General features: G+C 65.0%; 22 protein-coding genes. 10 read left to right on the top strand and 12 right to left on the bottom strand.

Features of this window, described 5'->3' with window-relative positions; translation table 11 throughout:
• The first annotated feature begins 63 nt into the window (after positions 1-63).
• Positions 64-2,217 carry a thiamine pyrophosphate-dependent enzyme gene (locus tag GM909_RS20520; protein ID WP_157019086.1) on the top strand — a complete coding sequence of 718 codons (2,154 nt, stop codon included), beginning with the start codon at positions 64-66 and terminating at the stop codon, positions 2,215-2,217.
• A gap of 1 nt (position 2,218) precedes the next feature.
• Positions 2,219-3,772 (top strand): indolepyruvate oxidoreductase subunit beta family protein, encoded by a 1,554-nt coding sequence (locus GM909_RS20515; RefSeq protein ID WP_157019085.1) that lies wholly within the window; start codon positions 2,219-2,221, stop codon positions 3,770-3,772.
• Between the two features lie 60 nt (positions 3,773-3,832).
• Here the strand turns inward: GM909_RS20515 and GM909_RS20510 are convergent, their stop codons facing one another.
• The 11 genes from GM909_RS20510 to GM909_RS20460 form a co-directional block, all read right to left on the bottom strand.
• Entirely contained in the window at positions 3,833-4,606 is a 774-nt protein-coding gene (locus tag GM909_RS20510; RefSeq protein WP_157019084.1) for an aspartate/glutamate racemase family protein, read from the bottom strand.
• Positions 4,607-4,610: 4 nt separating this feature from the next.
• Positions 4,611-5,927: a TRAP transporter large permease gene (locus tag GM909_RS20505; RefSeq protein WP_157019083.1), complete on the bottom strand. Its 1,317-nt coding sequence runs from the start codon at positions 5,925-5,927 to the stop codon at positions 4,611-4,613.
• Positions 5,927-6,424 (bottom strand): TRAP transporter small permease, encoded by a 498-nt coding sequence (locus tag GM909_RS20500; protein ID WP_157019082.1) that lies wholly within the window; start codon positions 6,422-6,424, stop codon positions 5,927-5,929. The genes GM909_RS20505 and GM909_RS20500 overlap by 1 nt, the downstream gene beginning before the upstream one ends.
• A 70-nt stretch (positions 6,425-6,494) precedes the next feature.
• Complete coding sequence (dctP, locus tag GM909_RS20495) at positions 6,495-7,508, bottom strand: TRAP transporter substrate-binding protein DctP (protein ID WP_157019081.1); 1,014 nt, start codon at positions 7,506-7,508, stop codon at positions 6,495-6,497.
• Between the two features lie 48 nt (positions 7,509-7,556).
• Entirely contained in the window at positions 7,557-8,552 is a 996-nt protein-coding gene (locus GM909_RS20490; RefSeq protein WP_157019080.1) for a 3-hydroxybutyryl-CoA dehydrogenase, read from the bottom strand.
• Positions 8,552-9,628: an NAD/NADP-dependent octopine/nopaline dehydrogenase family protein gene (locus tag GM909_RS20485; protein WP_157019079.1), complete on the bottom strand. Its 1,077-nt coding sequence runs from the start codon at positions 9,626-9,628 to the stop codon at positions 8,552-8,554. The genes GM909_RS20490 and GM909_RS20485 overlap by 1 nt, the downstream gene beginning before the upstream one ends.
• Before the next feature lie 34 nt (positions 9,629-9,662).
• Positions 9,663-10,118 (bottom strand): RidA family protein, encoded by a 456-nt coding sequence (locus tag GM909_RS20480; protein ID WP_157019124.1) that lies wholly within the window; start codon positions 10,116-10,118, stop codon positions 9,663-9,665.
• Positions 10,118-10,636: a MarR family winged helix-turn-helix transcriptional regulator gene (locus GM909_RS20475; RefSeq protein WP_157019078.1), complete on the bottom strand. Its 519-nt coding sequence runs from the start codon at positions 10,634-10,636 to the stop codon at positions 10,118-10,120. Before GM909_RS20475 ends, GM909_RS20480 begins: the two co-directional genes overlap by 1 nt.
• Positions 10,637-10,646: 10 nt before the next feature.
• Positions 10,647-11,933: a TRAP transporter large permease gene (locus tag GM909_RS20470; protein ID WP_157019077.1), complete on the bottom strand. Its 1,287-nt coding sequence runs from the start codon at positions 11,931-11,933 to the stop codon at positions 10,647-10,649.
• Complete coding sequence (locus tag GM909_RS20465; protein WP_157019076.1) at positions 11,933-12,442, bottom strand: TRAP transporter small permease; 510 nt, start codon at positions 12,440-12,442, stop codon at positions 11,933-11,935. Before GM909_RS20465 ends, GM909_RS20470 begins: the two co-directional genes overlap by 1 nt.
• Positions 12,442-13,416 carry a TRAP transporter substrate-binding protein gene (locus tag GM909_RS20460; protein WP_235911995.1) on the bottom strand — a complete coding sequence of 325 codons (975 nt, stop codon included), beginning with the start codon at positions 13,414-13,416 and terminating at the stop codon, positions 12,442-12,444. The genes GM909_RS20465 and GM909_RS20460 overlap by 1 nt, the downstream gene beginning before the upstream one ends.
• A gap of 261 nt (positions 13,417-13,677) precedes the next feature.
• Between GM909_RS20460 and GM909_RS20455 the strand changes: the two genes are divergently transcribed.
• The 8 genes from GM909_RS20455 to GM909_RS20420 are packed head-to-tail and all read left to right on the top strand — an operon-like array spanning position 13,678 to position 22,112.
• Positions 13,678-14,643, top strand: a complete 966-nt coding sequence (locus tag GM909_RS20455) for a PDR/VanB family oxidoreductase (protein WP_157019074.1) — start codon at positions 13,678-13,680, stop codon at positions 14,641-14,643.
• Positions 14,644-14,681: 38 nt separating this feature from the next.
• Complete coding sequence (locus tag GM909_RS20450; protein WP_157019073.1) at positions 14,682-16,007, top strand: aromatic ring-hydroxylating dioxygenase subunit alpha; 1,326 nt, start codon at positions 14,682-14,684, stop codon at positions 16,005-16,007.
• Entirely contained in the window at positions 16,004-16,486 is a 483-nt protein-coding gene (locus tag GM909_RS20445; RefSeq protein ID WP_157019072.1) for an aromatic-ring-hydroxylating dioxygenase subunit beta, read from the top strand. Before GM909_RS20450 ends, GM909_RS20445 begins: the two co-directional genes overlap by 4 nt.
• Positions 16,487-16,500: 14 nt before the next feature.
• Positions 16,501-18,135 (top strand): AMP-binding protein, encoded by a 1,635-nt coding sequence (locus tag GM909_RS20440; RefSeq protein ID WP_157019071.1) that lies wholly within the window; start codon positions 16,501-16,503, stop codon positions 18,133-18,135.
• Positions 18,135-19,322 (top strand): thiolase family protein, encoded by a 1,188-nt coding sequence (locus tag GM909_RS20435; RefSeq protein ID WP_157019070.1) that lies wholly within the window; start codon positions 18,135-18,137, stop codon positions 19,320-19,322. The genes GM909_RS20440 and GM909_RS20435 overlap by 1 nt, the downstream gene beginning before the upstream one ends.
• Positions 19,319-20,578 carry an SDR family NAD(P)-dependent oxidoreductase gene (locus GM909_RS20430; protein WP_157019069.1) on the top strand — a complete coding sequence of 420 codons (1,260 nt, stop codon included), beginning with the start codon at positions 19,319-19,321 and terminating at the stop codon, positions 20,576-20,578. The genes GM909_RS20435 and GM909_RS20430 overlap by 4 nt, the downstream gene beginning before the upstream one ends.
• Complete coding sequence (locus GM909_RS20425; RefSeq protein WP_157019068.1) at positions 20,575-21,384, top strand: cyclase family protein; 810 nt, start codon at positions 20,575-20,577, stop codon at positions 21,382-21,384. Before GM909_RS20430 ends, GM909_RS20425 begins: the two co-directional genes overlap by 4 nt.
• Entirely contained in the window at positions 21,384-22,112 is a 729-nt protein-coding gene (locus tag GM909_RS20420; protein WP_157019067.1) for an SDR family NAD(P)-dependent oxidoreductase, read from the top strand. Before GM909_RS20425 ends, GM909_RS20420 begins: the two co-directional genes overlap by 1 nt.
• Before the next feature lie 109 nt (positions 22,113-22,221).
• Here GM909_RS20420 and GM909_RS20415 read toward each other — a convergent pair whose 3' ends face one another.
• Positions 22,222-22,977, bottom strand: coding sequence for an SDR family NAD(P)-dependent oxidoreductase (locus tag GM909_RS20415; protein ID WP_157019066.1), 756 nt, complete (start codon positions 22,975-22,977; stop codon positions 22,222-22,224).
• Between the last annotated feature and the right edge of the window lie 14 nt (positions 22,978-22,991).

Raw genomic sequence — 22,991 nt, 5'->3', positions numbered from 1 at the left:
TGCAAGCCCGCGCGGACAATGTTATGCGGGTTGGCGCGACGGCAACCGACGGATCGAAACGCAATGGCCGAACGCTCATTCGCTAAAGAGGTCGAGAAGCTGCGCATGGGCGCAGGCGATACCTTCCACGGCGAAGGCATTCTCGCCATCACCAAGGCGCTGCTCGAAAACGGTGTGGGCTATGTCGGCGGCTATCAGGGTGCGCCGATCAGCCACCTGATGGACGTGTTGTCCGACGCACAGGAGATCCTCGGCGAGCTCGGCGTGCATTTCGAGGCCAGCGCATCGGAAGCGACGGCTGCCGCCATGCTTGCCGCCTCGGTGCACTACCCGATCCGCGGCGCGGTCACCTTCAAGTCGACCGTCGGCACCAATGTCGCCTCCGACGCCCTGGCCAATCTGGCATCGGGCGGCGTGACAGGCGGCGCGCTGGTAATCGTCGGCGAGGATTACGGCGAAGGCTCGTCCATCATGCAGGAGCGCAGCCATGCCTTCGCCATGAAGAGCCAGATCTGGCTGCTCGATCCGCGCCCCAACCTGCCTTCCATCGTCAAGGCCGTCGGCGACGGTTTCGAGCTGTCCGAGGCGTCCAACACGCCGGTGATGCTGCAGGTGCGCATTCGCGGCTGCCATGTGCACGGGCGCTTTGCCGCCAGGGACAATGTCGCGCCCGCAATGACCGTCCGCGACGCCGTCGAAAACCCGCGACGCGACACGCAGCGCATCGTCCTGCCCCCGGCTTCCTTCGTCCACGAGCACGAGAAGATCGACAAGCGCCTGCCGGCGGCAATCCGCTATATTCGCGACAACGGACTCAACGAGGTCTTCGGCCCGGACAGCGCCAAGGTCGGCATCGTCCTGCAGGGCGGGATGTACAATGCCGTCATCCGCAGCCTGCAACGGCTGGGACTGGCCGACATTTACGGCAATACGAAGGTGCCGCTCTATGTCCTCAATGTCACCTACCCGCTGATAAGCGAGGAGTTCCTTTCCTTCTGCGACGGCAAGGACGCCGTGCTCATGGTCGAGGAAGGCCAGCCCGACTATATCGAGCAGGCCTTCGGCTCCATGCTCTACAAGGCCGGCGCCAGGACACGGCTTGTCGGCAAGGGGCCGTTGCCGATGGCCGGCGAATATACCGGCCAGGTGATGACCGACGGCATACGCGCCTTTCTGTCGGAGCACGGCGCCGGCCTGCTGCCCTCCAGGGGCCGGGCCCCGAACGCGCCGCCACCGGTCGAGACCGCCCCCGATCTGGCCAATGTCGTGCCGGTGCGCCCGCCGGGCTTTTGCACCGGCTGCCCGGAACGGCCGATCTTCGCCGCGACCAAGCTGGTGGAAAAGGAACTCGGCCAGCACCACATTGCATCCGACATCGGCTGCCACCTGTTTTCCATCAACGCGCCCTTCGAGATCGGCGCCACAACGATGGGCTACGGGCTCGGCCCGGCCTCGGCTTCCGCCTTCAACGACCCCGGCGCCAACCGGCGTTCCATCTCCTTCGTCGGCGACGGCGGCTTCTGGCACAACGGCCTCACCTCTTCTGTCGGCAACGCCGTGTTCAACCAGAACGACGGCGTCATCGTCATCGTCGACAACTATTATTCCGCCGCCACCGGCGGGCAGGACGTCCTGTCCTCGCGCGCCGACAACAAGACGAAATCGACCAAGCATCCGATCGCCGAGGCCGTGCGCGGGCTCGGCGTGAACTGGGTGCGCCAGGTCGACCGCACCTACGATGTCGGAAAGATGCGCGATACGCTGCGCGAGGCGCTGACGACACCGGAAAAAGGCCCGAAGGTGATCGTCGCCTCGTCGGAATGCATGCTCAACCGCCAGCGCCGCGAAAAGCCGCTGCTCGGGGCGGCGATGAAGGCCGGCGAGCGCGTCGTCAAGCCGCGCTTCGGCGTCGACGAGGATGTGTGCACCGGCGATCACGCCTGCATGCGGCTTTCGGGCTGCCCGTCGCTGTCGGTCAAGAAACTCGACGATCCGCTGCGCGACGATCCGGTCGCCAGCATCGACCAGAGCTGCGTGGGCTGCGGCAATTGCGGCGAGGTCGCCGATGCGGCGGTCCTGTGCCCGTCCTTCTATCGCGCCGACGTGGTGCACAACCCCACCCGGCGCGACCGGTTGGTCGACCGCCTGCGGCGCGGCCTCATCGGCTGGCTGCAGATGCGCCGCGAAGCGGGCCGCCTCCAGTTCGCGGAGCAATGAGATGAACGTTCACAGGCTCCCCGATCTGCCGGCCGGCGGCGACGACGCGACCGCTTCGATCATCAAGATCGCCATTCTGGCCGTCGGCGGCCAGGGCGGCGGTGTTCTCAGCGACTGGATCATCTCGCTTGCCGAGAGCAACGGCTACCGCGCGCAATCGACCTCGGTCGCCGGCGTCGCCCAGCGCACCGGCGCCACGATCTATTATGTGGAAATGGCGCCGGACACAGGCGGCGAGCCGGTCTTCTCGCTCAGCCCCTCGCCCGGCGACGTCGATATCCTGATTGCGGCGGAACTGATGGAGGCCGGGCGCGCCATCATGCGCGGCTTTTCCACGCCGGACCGCACGACGCTGATCGCATCGGCGCATCGGGTGCTGGCGGTGTCCGAAAAGATCGCGCCGGGCGACGGGCGTGCCGACGCGCAATCCGTCATGACGGCGGCCTCGGCCGCCGCCCACCAACTCGTCTGCTTCGACATGGAGAAGATCGCCGTCGAGGCCGGTAGCGTGATTTCCTCAAGCCTGTTCGGCGCGCTCGCCGGCTCCGGCGCCCTGCCCTTTTCGCGCGCTGCCTTCGAGGAGACGATCCGCCGCTCCGGCCGCGGCGTGGACGCAAGCCTGCGCGCCTTCGCCGCCAGCTGCGAGCGTGCAGGTTCGGCTGGAGAGGACAGCGTCGAGAAACGCCCCGACCCGGCCGCGCCATCCGCCGAGGCCGTTGCCGGGCCGCGCCGGCTCGTCGAAGCCTGGCAGCGACTGTGCGACCGCGTCGACGCACTGCCCGGCTCGGTGCGCGAGATGGCGATGCCCGGCCTGAAAAAGGTCGTCGACTATCAGGACGTCGCCTATGGCGCGGCCTATCTCGACCATGTCTCGCGGGCGCTGGCCGGCGACACGGCCGAGAACGGATATGCCTTCTCCGTGCAGGCGGCCAAATATGCCGCCAACGCCATGGTCTATGACGACATCATCCGCGTCGCCGACCTGAAGACGCGCACCAGCCGGGAGCGGCGCCTGCGCAAGGAGCAAGGCGTGGCACGAGACGGCATCGTTCAGGTGACGGAATATTTCCATCCGCGCATGGAAGAGGTCTGCGGCACCCTGCCTGCCGGTCTCGGCCGCTGGATCGAGGCACGGCCGAAACTGTTTGCCTGGTGCGACCGCCGCATCAACAAGGGCCGGCGCATCCGCACCGACAGCCTGTCGGGCTACCTGATGCTCTGGGTCGTCGCATCGCTGCGCCCATGGCGCCGGCGCCTGCTGCGCCACACGGTGGAAACGGCACATCTCGAGAACTGGTTCGAGACGGCGTTGCAGCAACGCGAACGCTACTACGCGCTCGGGGTGGAGGTGCTCAAGTGCCGGCGGCTGATCAAGGGCTATTCCGACACTCACGCACGCGGACAGTCGAAATTCGCCCGTGTCATGGCTGGCCTGCCCTTGATCGAGCATCGCGAGGACGGCGCCGACTGGCTGCGCCGACTGCGCGAGGCTGCCCTGCTCGACGAGGACGGCGACGCACTCGACGGGGCGCTGAAGACCGTCGCCACTCTTTGAAACACGCGGAGCGCGGTGCAGGACTACCGGAGAGGCGTCGCTCAGGCATGGATCCTCGGGTCATAGCCCCTTGGGGTGCGCCATGAATTCCTCGATGATCTCGGCCGGCGGCTTCACATAGTCCGAAGTGCGGCTGGTGCCGAGCCCTGTCAGGCGGCGCAGCTTGACCGCCGTCTCGGCCATTTTCACGACGATCGGAATGCCGTTGATGACCGGTGCGCCGTCGACGCGGTGCCCTTGAAGCTGGGAGAAAAGCAGCATCGGAATGCCGCCGCCGGGGATCAGCACGTCCACCCCCTGCCCGACCAGCGGCCGCGCCTGCTCCTCGAACAGCCCGACCACCGTCTCCAGCCTTTCCTGCGAGCCGAAGGCAGCGAGAATCTGCCCCGGCTCGAAATCCATCGCATGGACGCCCGCCACCCGCTCCTTCAGGCCGTATTTGCCGATCTGGTGGTGGAACCAGGGGATATAGCGCCGGTTGATGGTGACGATGCCGGAACGCTGGCCAAGCTGGCAGGCATGGAGCATCGATGCCTCGCCCATGCCGAGCACGGGGATATCGACGACCGAGCGCGCCTCGTAGAGGCCGGCATCCTGGAAGTGTCCGATGATGAAGGCGTCATAGCCTTCGCGCTCGGCCCTGACCGCGTTGCAGATGACCTCGCGGGCGCATCTGAACTCGACGATCGCATGGGCGTAGCTGTCATGCGGCGTAATGCCCTTGATGTCGACCGTGGTTCCGGGGTCGACGATGGCGTCGAGATGCGCGCGCAAGGCGTCCCAGTACTGGGCGCCGTGCTCGTAGTCGACATAGCTTTGATACCAGATCTTCATATGGTCAGCTCCTGATCAGGCCGGGCAGCCAAAGGGCCAGTTGCGGAAATAGCGTGAGAAGCACGACCAGCAGCATCGTGCAGCAGATATAGGGAAAGGCTGCGCGTGCGACGTGTCCGATCCTGGTGCCTTTGGGGCTCACGCCGACCATGACGAACAACAGCAATCCGAAGGGCGGCGTGACGAGGCTCAACTCCAGCGCCAGAAGCATGATCACGCCGAACCATATGGGATCGAAATCGTAGAGCCCGACAAGCGGCATGAAGATCGGCAGCGTCAGCATCATGATGGAGAGCTGGTCCATGAACATGCCGAGGACGATGAGCACGAGGAACATCGCGGCGAGGATCAGATAGGCGTTGAGCTCGAAGCTCGTGGCGAACGTGATCAACCCGGACGACGCGCCCGAGAAGGCCAGGATCTGCGAGAAGGTCGTGGAGCCGACGATGATCATCAGCATCATCGCCGAAACGGCGAGCGTGCCCGTCATCGACTTGACGACCGCGGCCCAGGTGAGCTTGCGGTAGAGCGCGGCGAGCACGATGACGGACAGAGCCCCGAAGGCGGCCGATTCCGTCGGCGTCGCCCAGCCGAGCAGGATCAACCCGACCACGGCGAAGACGACGATGCCCATGGGCATCACGTCGAGGAGGAGTGCCCTTGCGATCTCGCCGATCGATGCACGTTCCGCCGCGTATCCGGGAGCGGCCTCCGGATCGGCCGCAATCTGGAGACGGATGGTCGCCGCGAACATCGCCGCCAGGACGAGGCCGGGAACCAGACCGGCAATCAGCAGAGCGCCGACGTCGATGCGCGCCAACGAGCCCAGCAGGACCGCCAGGGACGATGGCGGAATGATCATCGCCAGCCCGCCCGTCGCCAGGATCGGCCCCATGATCATGTGGGGCTTGTAGCCGCGCTTGATCATGTCGGGCATCAAGGTGGTGCCGAGCATGGCCGTGTTGGCCATCGAAGAGCCCGACAGCGTGGCGAAGATCGTGCCGCCGCCCACGGTCAGGTAGGACAGCCGCCCCTTGATGCCGCCGAAACATTTGTCGAGCGCATCGAACACACGGATGGCAAGCCCCGTATGAAAGAGCAGTTCGCCCATGATGAGGAAAAGCGGAACCGGGACGAGCGCGAAGCTGGTGACGGACGTCGTGGCGTTGGCGACAAGCTGGTCGATGCCGATCATGCCGCCCATGAAGATGTACACGCCGACAATGTTGATCGCCAGGAAGGCGATGGCCACCGGCATGCCGAAAAACATGAGGAAGAGCAGGCCGCCGACCATCAGCAAGGCGGCTTCATACCAGACCATCAATGCCCACCTCCCGTGCCGCTATAGGTCTCGCCGCGCAGCAGCAGACGCAGGAACTCGAGCGCCATGAGGCCGAACCCGCCCGACAGCATGGCGTAGAGCACCCAGGAGGGAATGTTGATGGAGCGCATGTCGACGGCCCGCGAGGCGACCATCTGCAGGCCGACCGCGGCCGAACGCCAGCACAGAAGGGCAAGCGTCAGGATGGCGATCAGGAGCATGGCGCGGCCGGCCAGCAATCTGAGGGACGGCGGCATGATCTCGATGAAGGAGGAGATCGCCACATGTCCATTGGTGCGCACCAGCCAGGGTGCCGCGGCCATGGTGGAAAACAGCATGACATATTCGACAACCGCGCTCGTCCACAGGAACGGCCGGAAGCCGGTATTGCGCAGCACGACGTCGACGATGATCGCCGCGGTGATGAAGACGAGGCTGAGCGCGCCGAGTGCCGCCAGCCCGGGGATGAACCGGTTGTACATTCTGAGAGGGAGCATCTGCCTCTGCCCTTGTTGCAGGAGGCGACGGGCCGCGTCTGCCGCCCGTCGCAAGCCCGGACCGAGTGCGTCAGCGCTTGTAGTAAGCCTCTCTCAGCGCGTCGTAATATTCCGACCCGGCATCCTTCATGCGCTTCCAGGCGCTTTCATAGGCGAGATCGAGATATTCGGCTTTGGTCTGCCCTTCGAGCGTGATGACTTCCATTCCATTGTCACGCACCGCCTTGTCGGTCTCGGCGGCCATCGTCTGGAAGTTGTCGTAGGAGGTCTTCTCGTACTCGGCCGCCGCCTCGTTGAGGATCTGCTTCGCCTCGTCGCTGAGCGCGTCCCATTTGGCCGGGTTGATCACCACGGCCAGGTCCGTCTGGAAGAAGCCGGGATCGATGCGGTATTTCAGGAACTTGTCCCAGGACAGGTCCTGAATGCCGATCATCGGCCAGCCGGAGCCGTCGAAGGTGTTGCGCTCGAGCCCCGTATAGACATCCGGCACCGGAACCGAGACGGGGATCGCCCCCAGCGCCTCGAAGAAGGAATTGTAGATCGGTTGGGCCCGGATGCGCATACCGTCGAGGTCGACGCCGCCGTCGGCGGTGCGCTTCGGCTCGTTCACGGTGTAGATGAAGAACTGGACACCCGTGTCGAGATGCGCCAGCAGATTGACGCCGAGCTTCTTCGAAAACGCCTCCTGCATGATTGCAAAGCCGCCGTTTTCCCGCGCCTCGGCCGCCGTCACGGTCGAGCCAACCCAGGCGTCGGCCTCCGGCATGGTACCCAGATAGTAGGAGGCGGGACCGTATTGCATGTCGATCACGCCGCGGCGCACCGCATCGACCTGCTGGTTCGGCGGAAACATTTCGGGCCCGCCGGCATAGTCGATCTGGACGACGCCTTCGCCGCGTTCGTTGACGAGGTCGACGAAGCCCTTGAAGCTCTGCGAAAAGGCGAGCGAAGGCGGGAATGCCGAAACGGCCCGCAGGGTTTCCTGCGCATTGGCCTGGCCGGCGAAAACGGCCATGCCGGCCGCGCCGGCCAGCAGCGCGATCCTGAACTGCCTGGCGATCGATCGAGTCTTAGCTTGGTGCATCTTGATAGTCCTCTCTGGTTTGTCCGGCTTATCCTGCGCGGTTCGGTTTCACGGATCGCCCTCCAGCACCGGCTCGCGCACGAGACCGGCATTGCCGAGAGCCTTCAGAAACGCCTCCATGCGGCGCCGACGATAGGCGTCGACGTCGATGTCGGCGTAATCGAAGAAGCCCGAACCGGTCTTCAGACCGATCCGTCCCTCCTCCATGTTTCGGGCGATGATGGCGGGCGCGGCGTAGCGCGTGTCGCCGAATGCTTCCGTCAGGTAGCGGCTGGCGTGATGGAGAATGTCGCCGCCGCCCCAGTCGATGAATTCGAGCAGGCCGAGCACGCCGAAGCGCAGGCCGAAGCCGTAGGTGACAGCCTTGTCGACATCCTCGGCGCTCGCCACGCCCTCTTCCACGATGCGCGCCGCCTCGTTCATGGCGAGCGCCTGGATACGCGGCACGATGTAGCCCGGCGACGCCTTGCACACGATCGGCACCTTGCCGATGCCTTCCAGGAAGCCGCGCATGAACGCCAGCGTCTCGTCGCTTGTCTCGTCAGCCGGACTGAGTTCGACCAGCGGCATCAGGAAGGCTGGATTGAGCCAATGCGCGTTGAGAAAACGCGCCGGATGCGCCGTCAGGCCGGCAAGCTCGGTCGACAGCATTGTCGAGGTCGTCGATGCCAGGACGGCGCCTTCATCGCCATGTGCGTCGAAGAGTGCGAACGCATCGCGCTTGGCCTCCATCACCTCGGGCACAGCCTCGAAGACCAGCCCGGCGCCGGCCATACCGGAAGCCGCCTCGTTGGCAGGCAGAACGCTGACACGTGCCATGATCTGCGGGATCGCGGCGGGGTCGAAGCCGCCGAGTTCGGCGATCGATTCCAGGCCCTTGCGAACCTCGCCGAGCGCTTCGCCGCGCAGAGTCTCAAAGGCTGACGCATCACGCAGCTTTGCATCGATCAGCGTGACCGAATGGCCGGCATAGGCGACGGACTGGGCGATGCCGCGGCCCATGCGCCCGGCGCCGATGCAGGCAATCGCCGTGCGACCCGCCATCACAATCCCTCGCGCAGCATGGTCTGCACCTTGTCGCGACTGTCTCCGGCAAGACCGATCGTTTCCATCGTGCGGCCATCCTTGCGGAAATCGCGCTCGGCGACAGCCCCGGCAATCGCCAGAAGACCACTCGCCACCGGACAAGGGACACCGGCCCACTCGCCGACCGAGACGAGAAAGGCCAGTCCGAGCCCGATATCCTCGAGCATATAGCGGTGCGTCTTCAGGTCGAGATTTTCGTGCCAGTCGCCCGAGCCCACCAGCTTGTCATGGGCCAGATTGCCATACATCCAGTTGCTCGTCTCGTAGTGATCGGCGAGCGGGAAATGCGGCGCGCCGTAGCCCAGCGCCTCGCGGATGGCGATGCGCTCATTGTCGAGCGCGGTGTGGGTACGGCGGATCGCCGGCTGCGTGCCCTCGTTGTGAATGTCCCAGCGCTCGAAATGCTCGATCGGGCCGGCATTCATCAGGATCAGGGGCGGATGGATGATCGGCCCGGCATTCATCAGCGCACCGGACAAGGCGTCGTCGAGCGGCTCGATTGACGCCGGAAAGGCCTCGGCAATCGCCGCAATCGCCCGTTCGGTGTGGCGGGCCGGCAGGACGCCGGTCGGCAGGCGCGAGGCACGCGTCGTCACGCGCACCTCGAGCGGTCCCTGCTTGCGCGTCAGCCAGGGCAAGGTGCCCGTCTCGGCAATCGCGATGTCGGCCGTCGAGCCGGCGGCGCGAATGCACTTCATCATGATGTAGGAGCCGAAGGTGCCGGGCGGCAGGTAGATCACCTGGCCGTCGGCCAGGTGCGGCGCCAGGCGTGCGGCGATGTCTTCCTGGGCGAAGGCCGGCGTCGGCGCGACGATCAGTTCCGCCCCGTCGAGCGCGGCGGCGAGATCGTCGCTCGGCACGACCGCCACATGCCGACTGCCCTTGTGATCGGTCAGCGTGATGCCGCCGGCGACCGCAATGTCGGAGAAGCTTTCGGGGTCGCGCCGCCACCAGCGCACGTCGTGGCCCGCCTCGGCAAAATCCGCCGCCGCCGCGTAGGAGCCATTGCCACCTCCGATCACCGCTATTTTCATTATCGTTCCGCTCCCATTGTTTGGACAGGTTCCGTCAGCCGCGCGCCTGCGCGCCAACGGGCAGCACCGCCGTTGCCTCGATCTCCACCAGCGCCTTCGGCTCGACCAGGCGCGTGACCTCGACGGTGGCCATTGCCGGGAAGCAGCGGCCGAAGACATCGCGATAGGCCGCGCCGAGCCCTTTCGGGTCGGCGAGATATTGCTCGATGCTGGTGACGTACCAGGTGAGCCGGGTCAGATGTTCCGGTCCCGCGCCAGCCACGGCGAGAACGTCGCGAATATTGCGAAAGGTCTGATGCGCCTGACCGACGAAGCTCTCGGGAAACCGCCCCTCGCTGTCCCAGCCGACTAGGCCCCCGGTGTAGATGGTGCCGTTTTCGGCCATGACGGCGTTGGCATATCCCTTCGGCAGCGGCCAACCTTCGGGCTGCAGCACATCGTGGACAAGACGTGTCGGGTTCATGGAGCCCGAGGAACCGGTTTCGCTCATCATGCAGGTGTCTCCATTTGGTCCGCCTTCGCCACGCCGGCCATGCCGGTGCCGTAAAGTGCGTTGATGCGTTTCAGCCCCTCTTTCAGCGTTGCGGCTTCTCCCGGCGGCAATCGCTCGATGATCGACATTTCATGCGCCCGCGCCGCGGCGACGAGATCGGCGCCCTGCTTGCGCCCTGCCCCGGTCAGGTAGACGCGCACGCGGCGCCGGTCCTTGGCGTCGCTGCGCCGCGTCACCAGGCTCTTCGTCGCCATCTGGTCGATGATCTTGGTCAGGTGCGACTGTTCCATCAGCGCCAGTTGCGCAAGCTGCGTGATCATCTGGCCGTCTTCGTCCGACAGGCAGGCGAGAATCCGCCACTCAGGCACGCGCAGCCCCTGCGCCCGCACCTGGGCATGGAAATCCTCGCTGGCGGCATCGCTGGCGGCGGCCAGCAGGAAGAGCAGGTAGTCGGCAACGAATCCTTCGCTGCCTGTCCCGGCCAGATTCGCTTGGTTTTGTGCCCGGACGTTCATGGCGCTCCCGCTACATCGAGTTGGGAATGAGCAGCGCCATGGCCGGAACCGCAATGAGCAGGCCGAGGCGCACGATATCCATCGCCACGAAAGGGACGATGCCGGCGAATATCCGCTCGATCGGAATGTCGGGCGCCACGGTGCGCATGACGAAGACGTTCATTCCGATGGGCGGGGTGATGAAGCTGAGCTCTGTGGCGATGACGACGAAAATGCCGAACCAGATCGGGTCGAAGCCGAGCCCGGTGACGATCGGGAACAGGATCGGCACGGTCAGCGTGATCATCGAGAGGCTTTCCAGCAGGCAGCCCAGGACAAGATAGACAATCACGATCATGAAGATGACCGCATAAGGCCCGACGCCCAGCGCATTGATCCAGCTGCGCAGATCGCCCGTCAGTCCGGAAAAGTTCACGTAGTTCAGGAAGTAGAGCGCGCCGAACAGGATGAAGAACATCACCGCGGTCGTCTTGGCCGTGTCGAAAAGCGTCGTCAGCGTGTCGCGCAGGGTGAGCCGTCCGCGCATGAAGGTCAGAAAAAACGCGCCGCCAGCGCCCATGCCCGCCGCCTCGGTCGCGGTGAAGACGCCGAGATAGATGCCGCCGAGCACGAAGACGAACAGGCCGAGCGCCCAGATGACGCCGCGCAGGGCGCGCAGGCGCTCCGCGAGCGGCAGTTTCGGCTGCGTTTCCAGATGCTCGCCATAGACGGCCAGCGACAACCGCACCGCGATCATGTAGCCGACGACGCCGACAAGACCCGGCAGGACGCCGGCCAGAAACAGCTTTCCGATGTTCTGTTGGGTCAGGATGCCGTAGATGACGAGAATGACGGATGGCGGAATGAGGATGCCGAGCGTTCCGCCGGCCGCGATCGACGACGCCGCCAGGCGGTCGGAATAGCCGTATTTGCGCATTGCCGGCAGCGATATCCTGGCCATGGTGGCCGTCGTCGCCAGCGACGATCCGCAGACCGAGGAAAAGCCGCCGCAGGCCACGATGGTGGCCATGGCGAGGCCGCCCTTGCTATGCCTGAGCCAGGCATTGGCCGCGGCATAGAGATCGCCCGCCACACCCGACTGCACGACGAGGTTGCCCATGAGCAGGAAGAGCGGCACGACCGACAGCGTGTAGCTGCGTCCGCTGTCGAAATAGACCTGCCCGACCATCGACAAGGCCGGCTGCCAGCCGATGATGGAGACGACGCCGATCAGCCCGACGGCAGCCATGGCGAAGGCGATCGGAACGCCGGCGAAGATCAACAGCAGCAATGCCGCCATGCCGACCGGCCATGCCATCACACGCCTCCCCCGTCGCCCTTGGGCAAACGCATGAGCGCCATGACGAAGGTCACGACCGCGCATATCCCGGCAATGACCGCCGTCGCCTTGGCAAAGGGTGCCAGCGGCGCCCTGAGATAGACCGTGACCTCGTTGTAGCTCGCCAGTTGCGCCGCGTGCTCCCAGAGCTGCCAGGCGATGACCGCCAGGACGAGCGATACGATCAGCCGGGCGAAAACGGTCTGCACCTTTTCGGCCACGCCGCGCAGGCGCGCCGTGAACAGGTCGACCGCAATATGGCCGTCATCCAGACAGACGGCCGGCAGCCCCATGAACACGATCGCCATCAGCAGCATCTCGGTGTACTCGGCCGCGCCCGGCAGCGGATAGGACAGGAGATAGCGGCCGATCACATCGACCACCGTGACGAGCGTCAGCGCGACGAGCGCCGCGCCGCAAAGCACGGCGGTCGCCATTCGCAATCGCCGCCTGATCCGCATGGCGGCATCTTCCGGCGACAGCGCCATTATTCCGCCGCCACCGCCGCGACTTCCTTCCTGAGCTTGGCGAGCATCGCATCGAAGTCGACGCCCTTTGCCTCATAGGCCGCGGCGAGATCGTCGAAGAGCGGCTGCGCGCGCGCTTTCAACTCGGCCATCTCCTCGTCGGTCGCATCGTGGAAGTCGACGGTCGAACCGATCACCTCCATGCCCGCGGCGTCGGCGGCGTCCCACGCCTTGCCGGCCATGCGCGCGAAGGCCTCGCCCGAAACCTCTTGGATCGCCGCCTTGTCCTCGTCCGACAAGCTTTCGAACTTCGCCTTGTTCATGACGAAGAAGAAGGAGACGTTGTAGAGCCCGCCGGGCGCCCGCAACGCGGTATCGACCAGGCCGTCGAGCTTGAAGAAGGGCACGGATTCGACGGGAAAGAAGATGCCGTCGGCCACGCCGCCCGACAGGATCTCGTAGGATTGTGGCGACGGCGCCTGGATGGAAACCATGTCCATCGCTTCGGCCAGCTTGTTGGTGATGTTGCCGGCGACCCGGATCTTGGCTCCGGAGAGCCCGTCGAGCGGCGTCACCGGCTTGCCCTTGGTGAACAGCAGCCCTGGTCCGTGGGTGAAGACGCCGAGCACCTTGGTGCCGCGATGCTCGTCGGCCTTCGAAAGGTCGCTCTCGAAGAGCCGCCAGAAGGCGACCGACAGGCTTTCCGAGGTGTCGGCAAGGAACGGCAGCTCGGCGATCTCGGTCAACGTGAAGCGCCCGGGCGTATAGCCGTGAACGCCGTAAGTGAGATCGACGGCGCCATTGGCGGCGAGATCGAAATGCGCCGGCGGCGGGCCGACGGGGGCGTCGAGGATCTGGACCTCAATGCGTCCGTCGCTGGCCTCTTTGAGCTTTTCCGCCCACGGGATCATCATGTCCTTGACGATCGGATGCGACGGCGGAAGCCAGTTCGACATGCGCAGAACCGTCTCCTGCGCCAGGGCGCCGACGCTCATTCCGAGTGTGATGATAGATGCAGATGCAATTAATTTTATCATGTTCCCCATCTCTCGTTCCTCCGTCGATGGCATGCCTCCAATCGCAGAGGCTCCCACAGCTTCGGCCTCTCTTCAAGCTTAAAAAGATGAAAATGCACTTTTTTAAGCATGAAGCTTGACAGACAAAAACATGACAATTCATATTCTTTTTTCGCTGCGGGAGACGGCCCTTGCACAAGGCCGATAACTGTCCCCGCGGACGGAGGAGGAATGCTGTCGATGAGCGAACTCAGGCTGAAGGTGATCGGAACGCACGCGCCGTGCGCGCAGATCCGGGCCCTGACGCTGGCCGCCGAAGACGGCGACCCCTTGCCCGGTTATTCCGCCGGCGCCCATATCCGCGTTAAGCTTCCGGATGCGAGCGACCGGCACTATTCGCTGATCAACTGGATTGCCGAACCTGGCGCGACTTCCGCGCCCGCGACCTACCGGCTCGGCGTGCGGCTGGAAGAAGACAGCAAGGGCGGCTCACGCCATATGCACAGCCTGCGCGAAGGCGACATCGTCACGGTGGCACCGCCGAAGAACGATTTCGCGCTGCACGACAGCCCCGCCCCGGCCCTGCTCATCGCCGGCGGCATCGGGGTGACGCCGATCATCTCGATGGCGGCGGAGCTCAAGGCAAAGGGCCGCCCGTTCGCCTTTCACTATTGCGGGCGCTCGCGCGGCCTCATGGCGTTCACCGACGAGCTCGAAGAACTGTGCGAAGAGGCGCTCACCGTCCATAGCGACGACGAACCCGACACCTGCGTCGACCTGAAGGCGCTGGTCGGCGGCGCTTCGGCGGATAGCCACATCTATGTCTGCGGCCCGCGCGGCATGATCGAGGCCGTGCGCGAGATCGCCCATGCGCGCGGCTTTGCCAAGGATCACGTTCATTTCGAGCTCTTCGACACGCCCGAGGCGACGACCGGCGACCAGTCCTTCGAGGTCGAGATCAGTTCGACCGGCCAGGTCTTCACCGTGCCGCCCGACAAGTCGATCATCGAGGTGCTGGAGGCCGAGGGCGTCGATCTCGTCTATGATTGCCAGCGCGGCGATTGCGGCATCTGCCAGACAGCGGTGCTCGAAGGCGTTCCGGACCACCGCGACGTCATCCTGACCGACGAGGAGCGCGCCGCCAACGACGTCATGCAGATCTGCGTCTCGCGCGCCAAGTCGGCCCGCCTCGTTCTCGATCTTTGAACCATGTGGAACGGCACAAGCAAGGGAGCCTCCCAGCCATGAGCCAGCCAGCCCGCAAGACCATCGAGGCCCTCGTCCGGCCGACCGAGGTGCATCGCGACATCTATATCGACCAGGGCGTGTTCGAACTGGAGATGAAGCATCTGTTCGCCAACACCTGGGTCTTCGTCGGCCATGACAGCCAGGTGCCGAACAAGGGCGACTACTTCACCACCGAGATCGGCACCCAGCCGGTCATCATGGTACGCCACACCGACAACGAGATCTACGTCGTCCACAATCGCTGCCCGCACAAGGGCACCAAGATCGCCATCGACCGCTCGGGCAATACGGGCAAGTTCTTCCGCTGCCCCTATCATGCCTGGTCGTTCAAGACGAATGGCTGCCTGCTCGCGATCCCGCTGCGCAAGGGCTACAAGGACACCGGCCTGGAGGAGAGCGAATCCGTCAAGGGTCTCGCACCCGTCGGCGCGGTGAAGAACCATCGCGGCTTTATCTTCGCGCGGCTCAACCCCGAAGGGATCGACTTCGACAGCTTCTTCGGGGAATCGCTGAGTTCGATCGACAACATGGTCGACCGCTCGCCCGAGGGGCGGCTGGAGGTCGCCGGCCCCCCGCTGCGCTACATGCACAAGTGCAACTGGAAGATGCTGGTCGAGAACCAGACCGACACCTGCCATCCCATGGTGGCGCATGAAAGCTCCGCCGGCACGGCGATCGACCTTTGGGAAAAGATGGACAAGCCGGAAGGCACGAAGAAGCCGATGGCGATGGAGGTCATCGCGCCCTTCATGAGCCCTTACGAGTTCTTCGAGAACATGGGCATCCGCACCTGGCCGAACGGCCACGGCCACACCGGCGTGCACCATTCGATCCATTCCGACTATTCGGCCATTCCCGGCTATTTCGAGCAGATGGTCGAGGCCTATGGCGAGGAACGGGCCAAGGCGATCCTTGGAGAGAACCGGCACAACACGGTCTACTTCCCCAACATCATGATCAAGGGACCGATCCAGCAATTGCGCCTGTTCAAGCCGGTCGCCGCCAACAGGACGCTGGTCGAAAGCTACATCTACCGGCTGGTCGGCGCGCCCGACATGCTGGTCGAACGCACCGCCATGTATAACCGCATGATCAATGCGCCGACCTCCATGGTCGGCCATGACGATCTTGAAATGTACGAGCGGGCGCAGGAGGGCCTGCATTCCGACGGGCTGGAATGGGTCAACGTTCAGCGCCTCTACGAGCCGGGCGAGAATTTCGACGAGATCGCGGTGGAGAACGGCACGACCGAGCGCCAGATGCGCAACCAGTTCGACACGTGGACGAAATTCATGACGATGACGATGGAGGCGCCGCAATGAGCTTTCCGACCCGCGACGACCTGATCGACTTCGTCTATGAGGAAGCGCGCATGCTCGATGACGGCCGCTTCGACGAATGGCTCGATCTGTGGACGCCCGATAGCTACTACTGGATGCCGCTCGACTACAATCAGCAGGACACGAAGCACGTCACCTCGCTGCTGCATGAGGACGCCTTCATGCGCCAGTTGCGCGTCGAGCGCTTCAAGGGCGAGCGCACTTTTTCGCAAAAGCCGAAAACGCGCTGTCATCACGTTCTGAGCCGCCCCTTCATCGACCACATGGACGAGGAAAAGGGCGAGTATGTCACGCACACCGCCTTCCATTATGTGGAGACGCGGCTCGACGAGCAGATCCTGCTGGCGGCGACGGCCCGCCACGAACTGAAGCTCGTCGACGGCAAGCTGAAGATCGGCCTGAAGCGCGTCGACCTTCTGAATTCCGACGCCGCCTTCGGCAACATCCAGATGTTCCTTTGACAGGGGCCCAGCGCATGTCCGAGACCCCGCCCCACGACACCGTCTTTGCCGCCTTCGAGGCGTCCGCCCGCCGCTGGCCGGACCGGCCGTTTCTCACCGTGCTGCCGGAAACGGCGGAGATCTACGGTATTCCCGCCGGCGAAATCTCCTACCGTGTGGCTTTGAGCGAGATCGAGCGGCTGCGCGAGGCCTACCGCGCCGCCGGATACGGGCAAGGCATGCGCGTCATGCTCCTGATGGAGAACCGGCCCGCCTTCTTCCTGCACTGGTTCGCGCTCAACGCGCTCGGCCTGTCGGTGGTGCCGGTCAATCCGGACCTGCGCTCCTCCGAGCTCGAATATATGGCCAGCCATTCACGCCCCGCTCTCGCCGTGGCGATCGCTACGCGGGTCGCCGACCTTGAACAGGCTTCGCAGGCGTCCGGTGTCGGCTTTCCGGTCATGACGCCGGAGGCGCGGCCACCGCGCCTGAAGGACGGGTTTGCCGGCAATGCCGTGGGAGTCGAGACGCCTTTGCGCCGCGAGGCGGCGATGCTCTACACGTCCGGCACGACGGGCAAGCCGAAGGGCTGCGTGCTGTCGAACCTCTATTTCCTCCATTCGGGCCGCTGGTATGCGCGCGCCGGTGGGCTGTGCGCCATGACCGAGGACGGCGAGCGGATGATCACGCCGCTGCCGATCTTCCACATGAACGCGATGGCCTATTCGCTGATGGCCATGGTGACGGTCGGCGGCTGCCTGATCGCGCTCGACCGCTTCCATCCGCGCACATGGTGGCTAAGCGTGCGTGACAGCCGCGCCACCTGCCTGCATTATCTCGGCGTCATGCCGTCCATGCTGATGAAGGCCGAGCCGACACCGGAGGATCGCGACCATTCGGTGCGCTTCGGCTTCGGCGCAGGCATCGACGCCAAGCTCCATGGACCGTTCGAGGAGCGCTTCGGCATTCCGCTGGTCGAGGGCTGGGCGATGACGGAAACCGGCGCCGGCGCCGTGATCGTCGCCAATGGCGAGCCGCGCAAGCGCGGCACCAACTGCCTCGGCCGTCCCGGACCCGACATCGAAGCACGCGTGGTGAGCGAAGGCGGCACGGACGCCGCCCCGGGCGAGCCCGGCGAACTCCTCGTGCGCCATGCCGGCGACGACCCGCGTTTCGGCTTCTTTTCCGAATATTACGCCAACGAGCAGGCAACGACCGAGGCCTGGCAAGGCGGGTGGTTCCACACCGGCGACATCGTGATGCGCGACGCAGACGGTGATTTCTTCTTCGTCGACCGCAAGAAGAACGTCATCCGGCGCTCGGGCGAAAACATCGCCGCCGTGGAGGTCGAGTCGGTCCTCATGCAGCACCCCGATATCAAGGCGGCGGCCGTCGCCGCAGCACCCGACGAGATGCGCGGCGACGAGGTTTTCGCCTGCCTCGTGGTTGACGGCGAACGTTCGCAGGCCCGCGCCCGCGCCATCGCCGAATGGTGCCTGTCGCGCGTCGCCTATTACAAGGTGCCGGGCTACATCGCCTTCGTCGACGCCCTGCCCCTGACCTCGACCCAGAAGATCCAGCGCGGCGAACTCAAGACACTGGTCGTGCGGCTGCTCGACGACCCGGCAACGGTCGATACCCGCGCGATGAAGAAAAGGCAGGCAGCCTAGTGGCGCGCTCATCCTCCTCCCGCCGCCTCGGCTATGACGGCATCGTGCTGGCCGCGCCCGTCACCGTACCCTATCAGCGCTTTTCGAAGGAAACCGCGCATTGGTGGATCGCGCGCGCGCTGAGGCAGACGCTGAAGGCGGCCGGTGTGGCACCGCGTGATCTCGACGGCTTCTCCGTTTCGAGCTTCACGCTGTTTCCCGACACGGCCGTCGGCCTGACGCAGCATCTGGGTCTGACGCCGCGCTGGCTCGACCATATCCCGATGGGCGGCGCCAGCGGCGTTGCGGCGGTGCGCCGGGCGGCGCGCGCCGTGCAGGCGGGCGACGCCGACATCGTCGCCTGCGTTTCCGGCGACACCAACCATGTCGACAGTTTCCGCCGCATGCTGTCGAGCTTCAGCCGGTTCGCCCAGGACGCTTCCTACCCATACGGCGCGGGCGGCCCCAATGCCTGCTTCGCGCTTTTGACCGACCATTACATGAATGCATATGGCGCCAGGCGCGAGGATTTCGGCCGCATCTGCGTTGCCCAGCGCGACAATGCGCTGAAGAATCCGCACGCGATCATGAAGACGCCGCTGACGCTCGATCAATATATGGGTGCGCGCATGATCTCCGATCCGATCGCGCTCTTCGACTGCGTGATGCCGGTGAGCGGCGCGGAAGCCTTCCTCGTCATGCGCGAAGTGGACGCCCGCGCCGCCGGCATTCCTTTCGCCCGCATCCGCTCCACCATCGAGCGCCACAACGCCTTTCCCGACGATCCGATCCAGATGCGCGGCGGGTGGGCGATGGATATCGACGAGCTCTACGCTATGGCTGACGCGAAGCCCGACGACATCGACCTGCTGCAGACCTATGACGACTATCCGGTCATCTCGATGATGCAACTGGAGGATCTTGGCTTCTGCAAGAAGGGCGAAGGACCCGAATTCGTGCGCGCCCATGACCTGACGATTGCAGGCGACTTTCCGCACAATGTCTCCGGCGGCCAGCTCTCGGCCGGCCAGGCCGGTGCGGCCGGCGGTTTCATCGGACTGGTCGAGGCCATCCGCCAGGTGACAGGCACCGCCGGGCCGACGCAGGTGAAGGACGCGACGACCGCCATGGTCTCCGGTTTCGGCATGATCAATTTCGACCGCGGGGTGTGCTCCGGGGCAACCATCATTTCGGGAGATGCCCAATGACGACGCCGATCGTCCCGCCGCCGAAGAAGGACCCGCAAAAGCGCACGCGCGTGCCCACGCGGCCGTCGGAACTGCGCAGCCGCGCCGCACTCGGCCTTGCCGCAGCCGCAGCCGAGGGCCGCTTCATGCTGCAGGTCTGCGGTGAATGCGGCGCGATCCAATATCCGCCGCGCGACGCCTGCGCCGCCTGCCTTTCGGTGGACCTTCCCTGGAAGGACGTTTCGCCGGCCGGCCGCCTGATGGCCGAGACAACGGTGCGCACCAGCACAAACGTCTATTTCCGAGAGCGCACGCCGTGGCGCATCGGCACGGTGAAGCTCGACGCCGGCCCGTCGATCATGTGCCACGTGCATGGCGACGTCGAACGCGGCGGCACGGTGCGCATCGTCAACCGGCTCGACAAATCCGGCCAGGGCGTCTTCTTCGCTCTGCCGAGCGAGGAAACCCCCGCCATGGAAGACGACCCGCAATTGCGCGAAATGAGCTGCGACCCGAAATACCGCCGCGTGCTGATCACGGACGCCCGAAGCGAGAATGCCGTGGCACTGGCCAAGGCCTTTTCGGATGCGCAGGCGTCGATCATCTTTGTCGGCGAGGCGGAAAGCTGGCGGGCCTATCCGCACCGCGCCGCACTCGCCGCTATCCCGAATGTCGAGATCCTGCCGCTCGACGTCACCGACACGCAATCGGTGAACGAACTTGCCGGCGAGATCGGCGGCAAGACCGACATCCTGGTCAACAATGCCCGCTTCGTGCGCCCCGGCGGCATCATGGACCGCGGGGATACAGTCTTTGCCCGCGACGAGATGGAGGTGAATTTCCTCGGCCTCATGCGTCTTGCCCAGGCCTTCGGCCCGGCCATGCGCGGGCGCGGTGCCGACGGCCAGAGCAGTGCGACCGCCTGGGTCAACATCCTGTCGGTCTACGCCTATTCCAACATGCCCGCCTTCGGCGCCTTTTCCGCCTCCAATGCCGCCGCCTATTCGCTGTCGCAGTGCCTGCGCGCCGAAATGCGGCCGGGCGGCGTGCGCGTCATGAACGTCTATACCGGGCCGACCGAGGATGCCTGGCACCAGCCGCTGCCGCCGCCCAAGGTGGCGCCGGCTGCACTCGCCAGGGCAATCATTGCAGGGCTGAAGGATGGGCTCGAAGATGTCTTTGTCGGTGACGTGGCAAAGGACCTGATCGAGAAATGGCGCGCCGGGGCGAAAATCCTCGAACGCGAAATGACCGAAGCCGGTGGAGGCGAAACATGACCGTTCAGGCACCGAACCCCGCCGCCCTTCTCGGCGACCTGGCGACAGCGCTCGCAAGCGAAGCGATCGAGGTCATCGACCTCACCCACACGCTCGACCAGGATTTCCCGGTCATCGTGCTGCCGCCGGAGTTCGGCCAGTGCGCGCGCTTCCGCATGGAGGAAATCTCTGCCTACGACCATCGCGGGCCGGCGTGGAAATGGCACAATTTCACCTGCTGCGAGCACACCGGCACGCATTTCGACGCGCCCTCGCACTGGATCTCGGGCCGCGACATCCCCAACGGCAATGTCGACGAGATCCCGGCCGACCGTTTCATCGGGCCGGTCTGCGTCATCGACTGCTCGGACGGTTCGAAGGCCGATGAGGATTTCGAGCTGACGCCGGAGATCATCGAGGCGTGGGAGGCCAAGCACGGGCGCATTCCGGAAGCAAGTTGGGTGCTGATGCGCACCGACTGGTCGAAACGGCGCGGTGCGGATTATCTCAACATGCGCGAGGACGGCCCCCATTCGCCGGGACCGACGCCCGACGCGATGAAACTGCTCGTCAACAAGCGCGGCATTCGCGGCTTCGGAACGGAGACGGTCGGCACCGACGCCGGCCAGGGCGCGCATTACACGCCCCCCTACCCGGCCCATTTCTTCCTGCACGGCGCGGGCCGCTACGGACTGCAATGCCTCAACAATCTCGATCGCCTGCCGCCGACAGGCGCGATGCTGATTGCTACGCCGCTGAAGATCAAGAAAGGCACGGGCAGCCCCTTGCGCGTCATCGCGCTCGTCGCGCGGGAAGGAGGGCAGTGATGAGCCAGGACTTCACCGCCGTCATCACCGGCGGCAACAAGGGCATCGGCGCCGATCTAGCGAAGCGCATGCTCGCCGATGGCTACCGCGTCGTCTCCGTCGCCCGCCGCGCACCAGACTTTTCGCACGAGCGGCTGAGCTCGGTGGAGGCCGACCTGCTCGACGCGGACGCCGTCAGCCAGGCGGCAAAGGAGATCGCGGCCACCCATCAGGTCACGCATTTCGTGCAGAATGCCGGCCTGATCTGGCCAAACCTGATCGAGGACGCCAAACCCGACGACATAACCGGCCTGGCGCAACTGCATCTGGGGTCTGCGCTCACCCTCCTGCAGGCCTTCCTGCCGGCGATGAAGGAACGGCGCTTCGGCCGCGTCATCTTCAACGGCTCGCGTGCGGCACTTGGCGCGAAAACCCGAACCGCCTATGGCGCTTCGAAGGCCGGCATGGTCGGCATGGCGCGCACATGGGCGCTGGAATTGGCGCCGCACCAGATCACCGTCAATGTCGTGGCGCCCGGCCCGATCCTGACCGACAACTTCTGGGGCATCATTCCAAAGGGCAGCCAGCAGGAGGCGGAGCTTGCAAGCCGCATTCCCGTCGGCCGTCTGGGCGAGGTCGAAGACGTCACCAACGCCTTCATGTTCTTCGCCGATCCGAAATCCGGCTTCGTCACCGGCCAGACACTCTATGTCTGCGGCGGTGCCAGCGTCGGCAGCCTGCAGATCTAGAAGATGTCCCGCTCAAACGGAATCGTTTGAGTGAAAGGCACATGTTCCAGCATATTGACCTGGCGCGCATATCTTTGCTTCAAACGTTTCCGTTTGAAGCGAATGCGCGCTAGAGAATCTCCCCGCCATCGATGACCAGCGCCAGGCCGGTCACGAAACTCGAGCGATCGGAGGCGAGATAGAGAATGCCTTCGGCAATCTCCTCCACGCTTGCCCAGCGCCCCATGGGGATGGCCTCCGAAACATAGTGCTCCAATGCCGCGCGGCCGCCCATCTGCTTTTCGAAACCGGTATTGAAGGGGGTGTCCACGAAGCCGGGACAGAGCGCGTTGAAACGGATGTTCTCGCGCGCATAGTCAGCCGCCATCTGGCGGACCATGGCGACGGCAGCGTGCTTCGTGGTGGCGTAGGAGATCATGCCGCGATCATATTGGCATCCTGAATTGGACGCGGTGATGATGACGGACCCGCCGCCCTGCTTGCGCATCGGGGCGACCACGGCACGAGACAGCACGAAATGCGCCCGCACATTCAGCGCCCAGGCCGCATCCATGTCGCTGGCGGACACGTCCTCCAGCTTGCCCGCGATCTGGATGCCGGCATGGCTGTGAACCACGTCGACCCGTCCCTTTTTCTCAACGATCCGGCCGACCTCGGCTTCGATCGCGGCGTCGTCGCGCATGTCCAGCGCCCGGGCCTCAGCCTTGCCACCAGCGGCTTGGATATGCTCTGCGGTGCTTTCGGCGAGTTCGGCGCGCAGATCGGTCACGATCACATCGGCGCCTTCGCGCGCCATGGCCATGGCGCCCGCACGTCCAATTCCTGACCCTGCACCCGTCACCAATGCGACGCGTCCCTGAAGCATTCTGTTCTCCTTGG

Source organism: Mesorhizobium xinjiangense (assembly GCF_009749525.1).
GTDB lineage: Bacteria > Pseudomonadota > Alphaproteobacteria > Rhizobiales > Rhizobiaceae > Mangrovimarina > Mangrovimarina xinjiangensis.
This window is presented reverse-complemented; position numbering and strand designations above follow the sequence as displayed.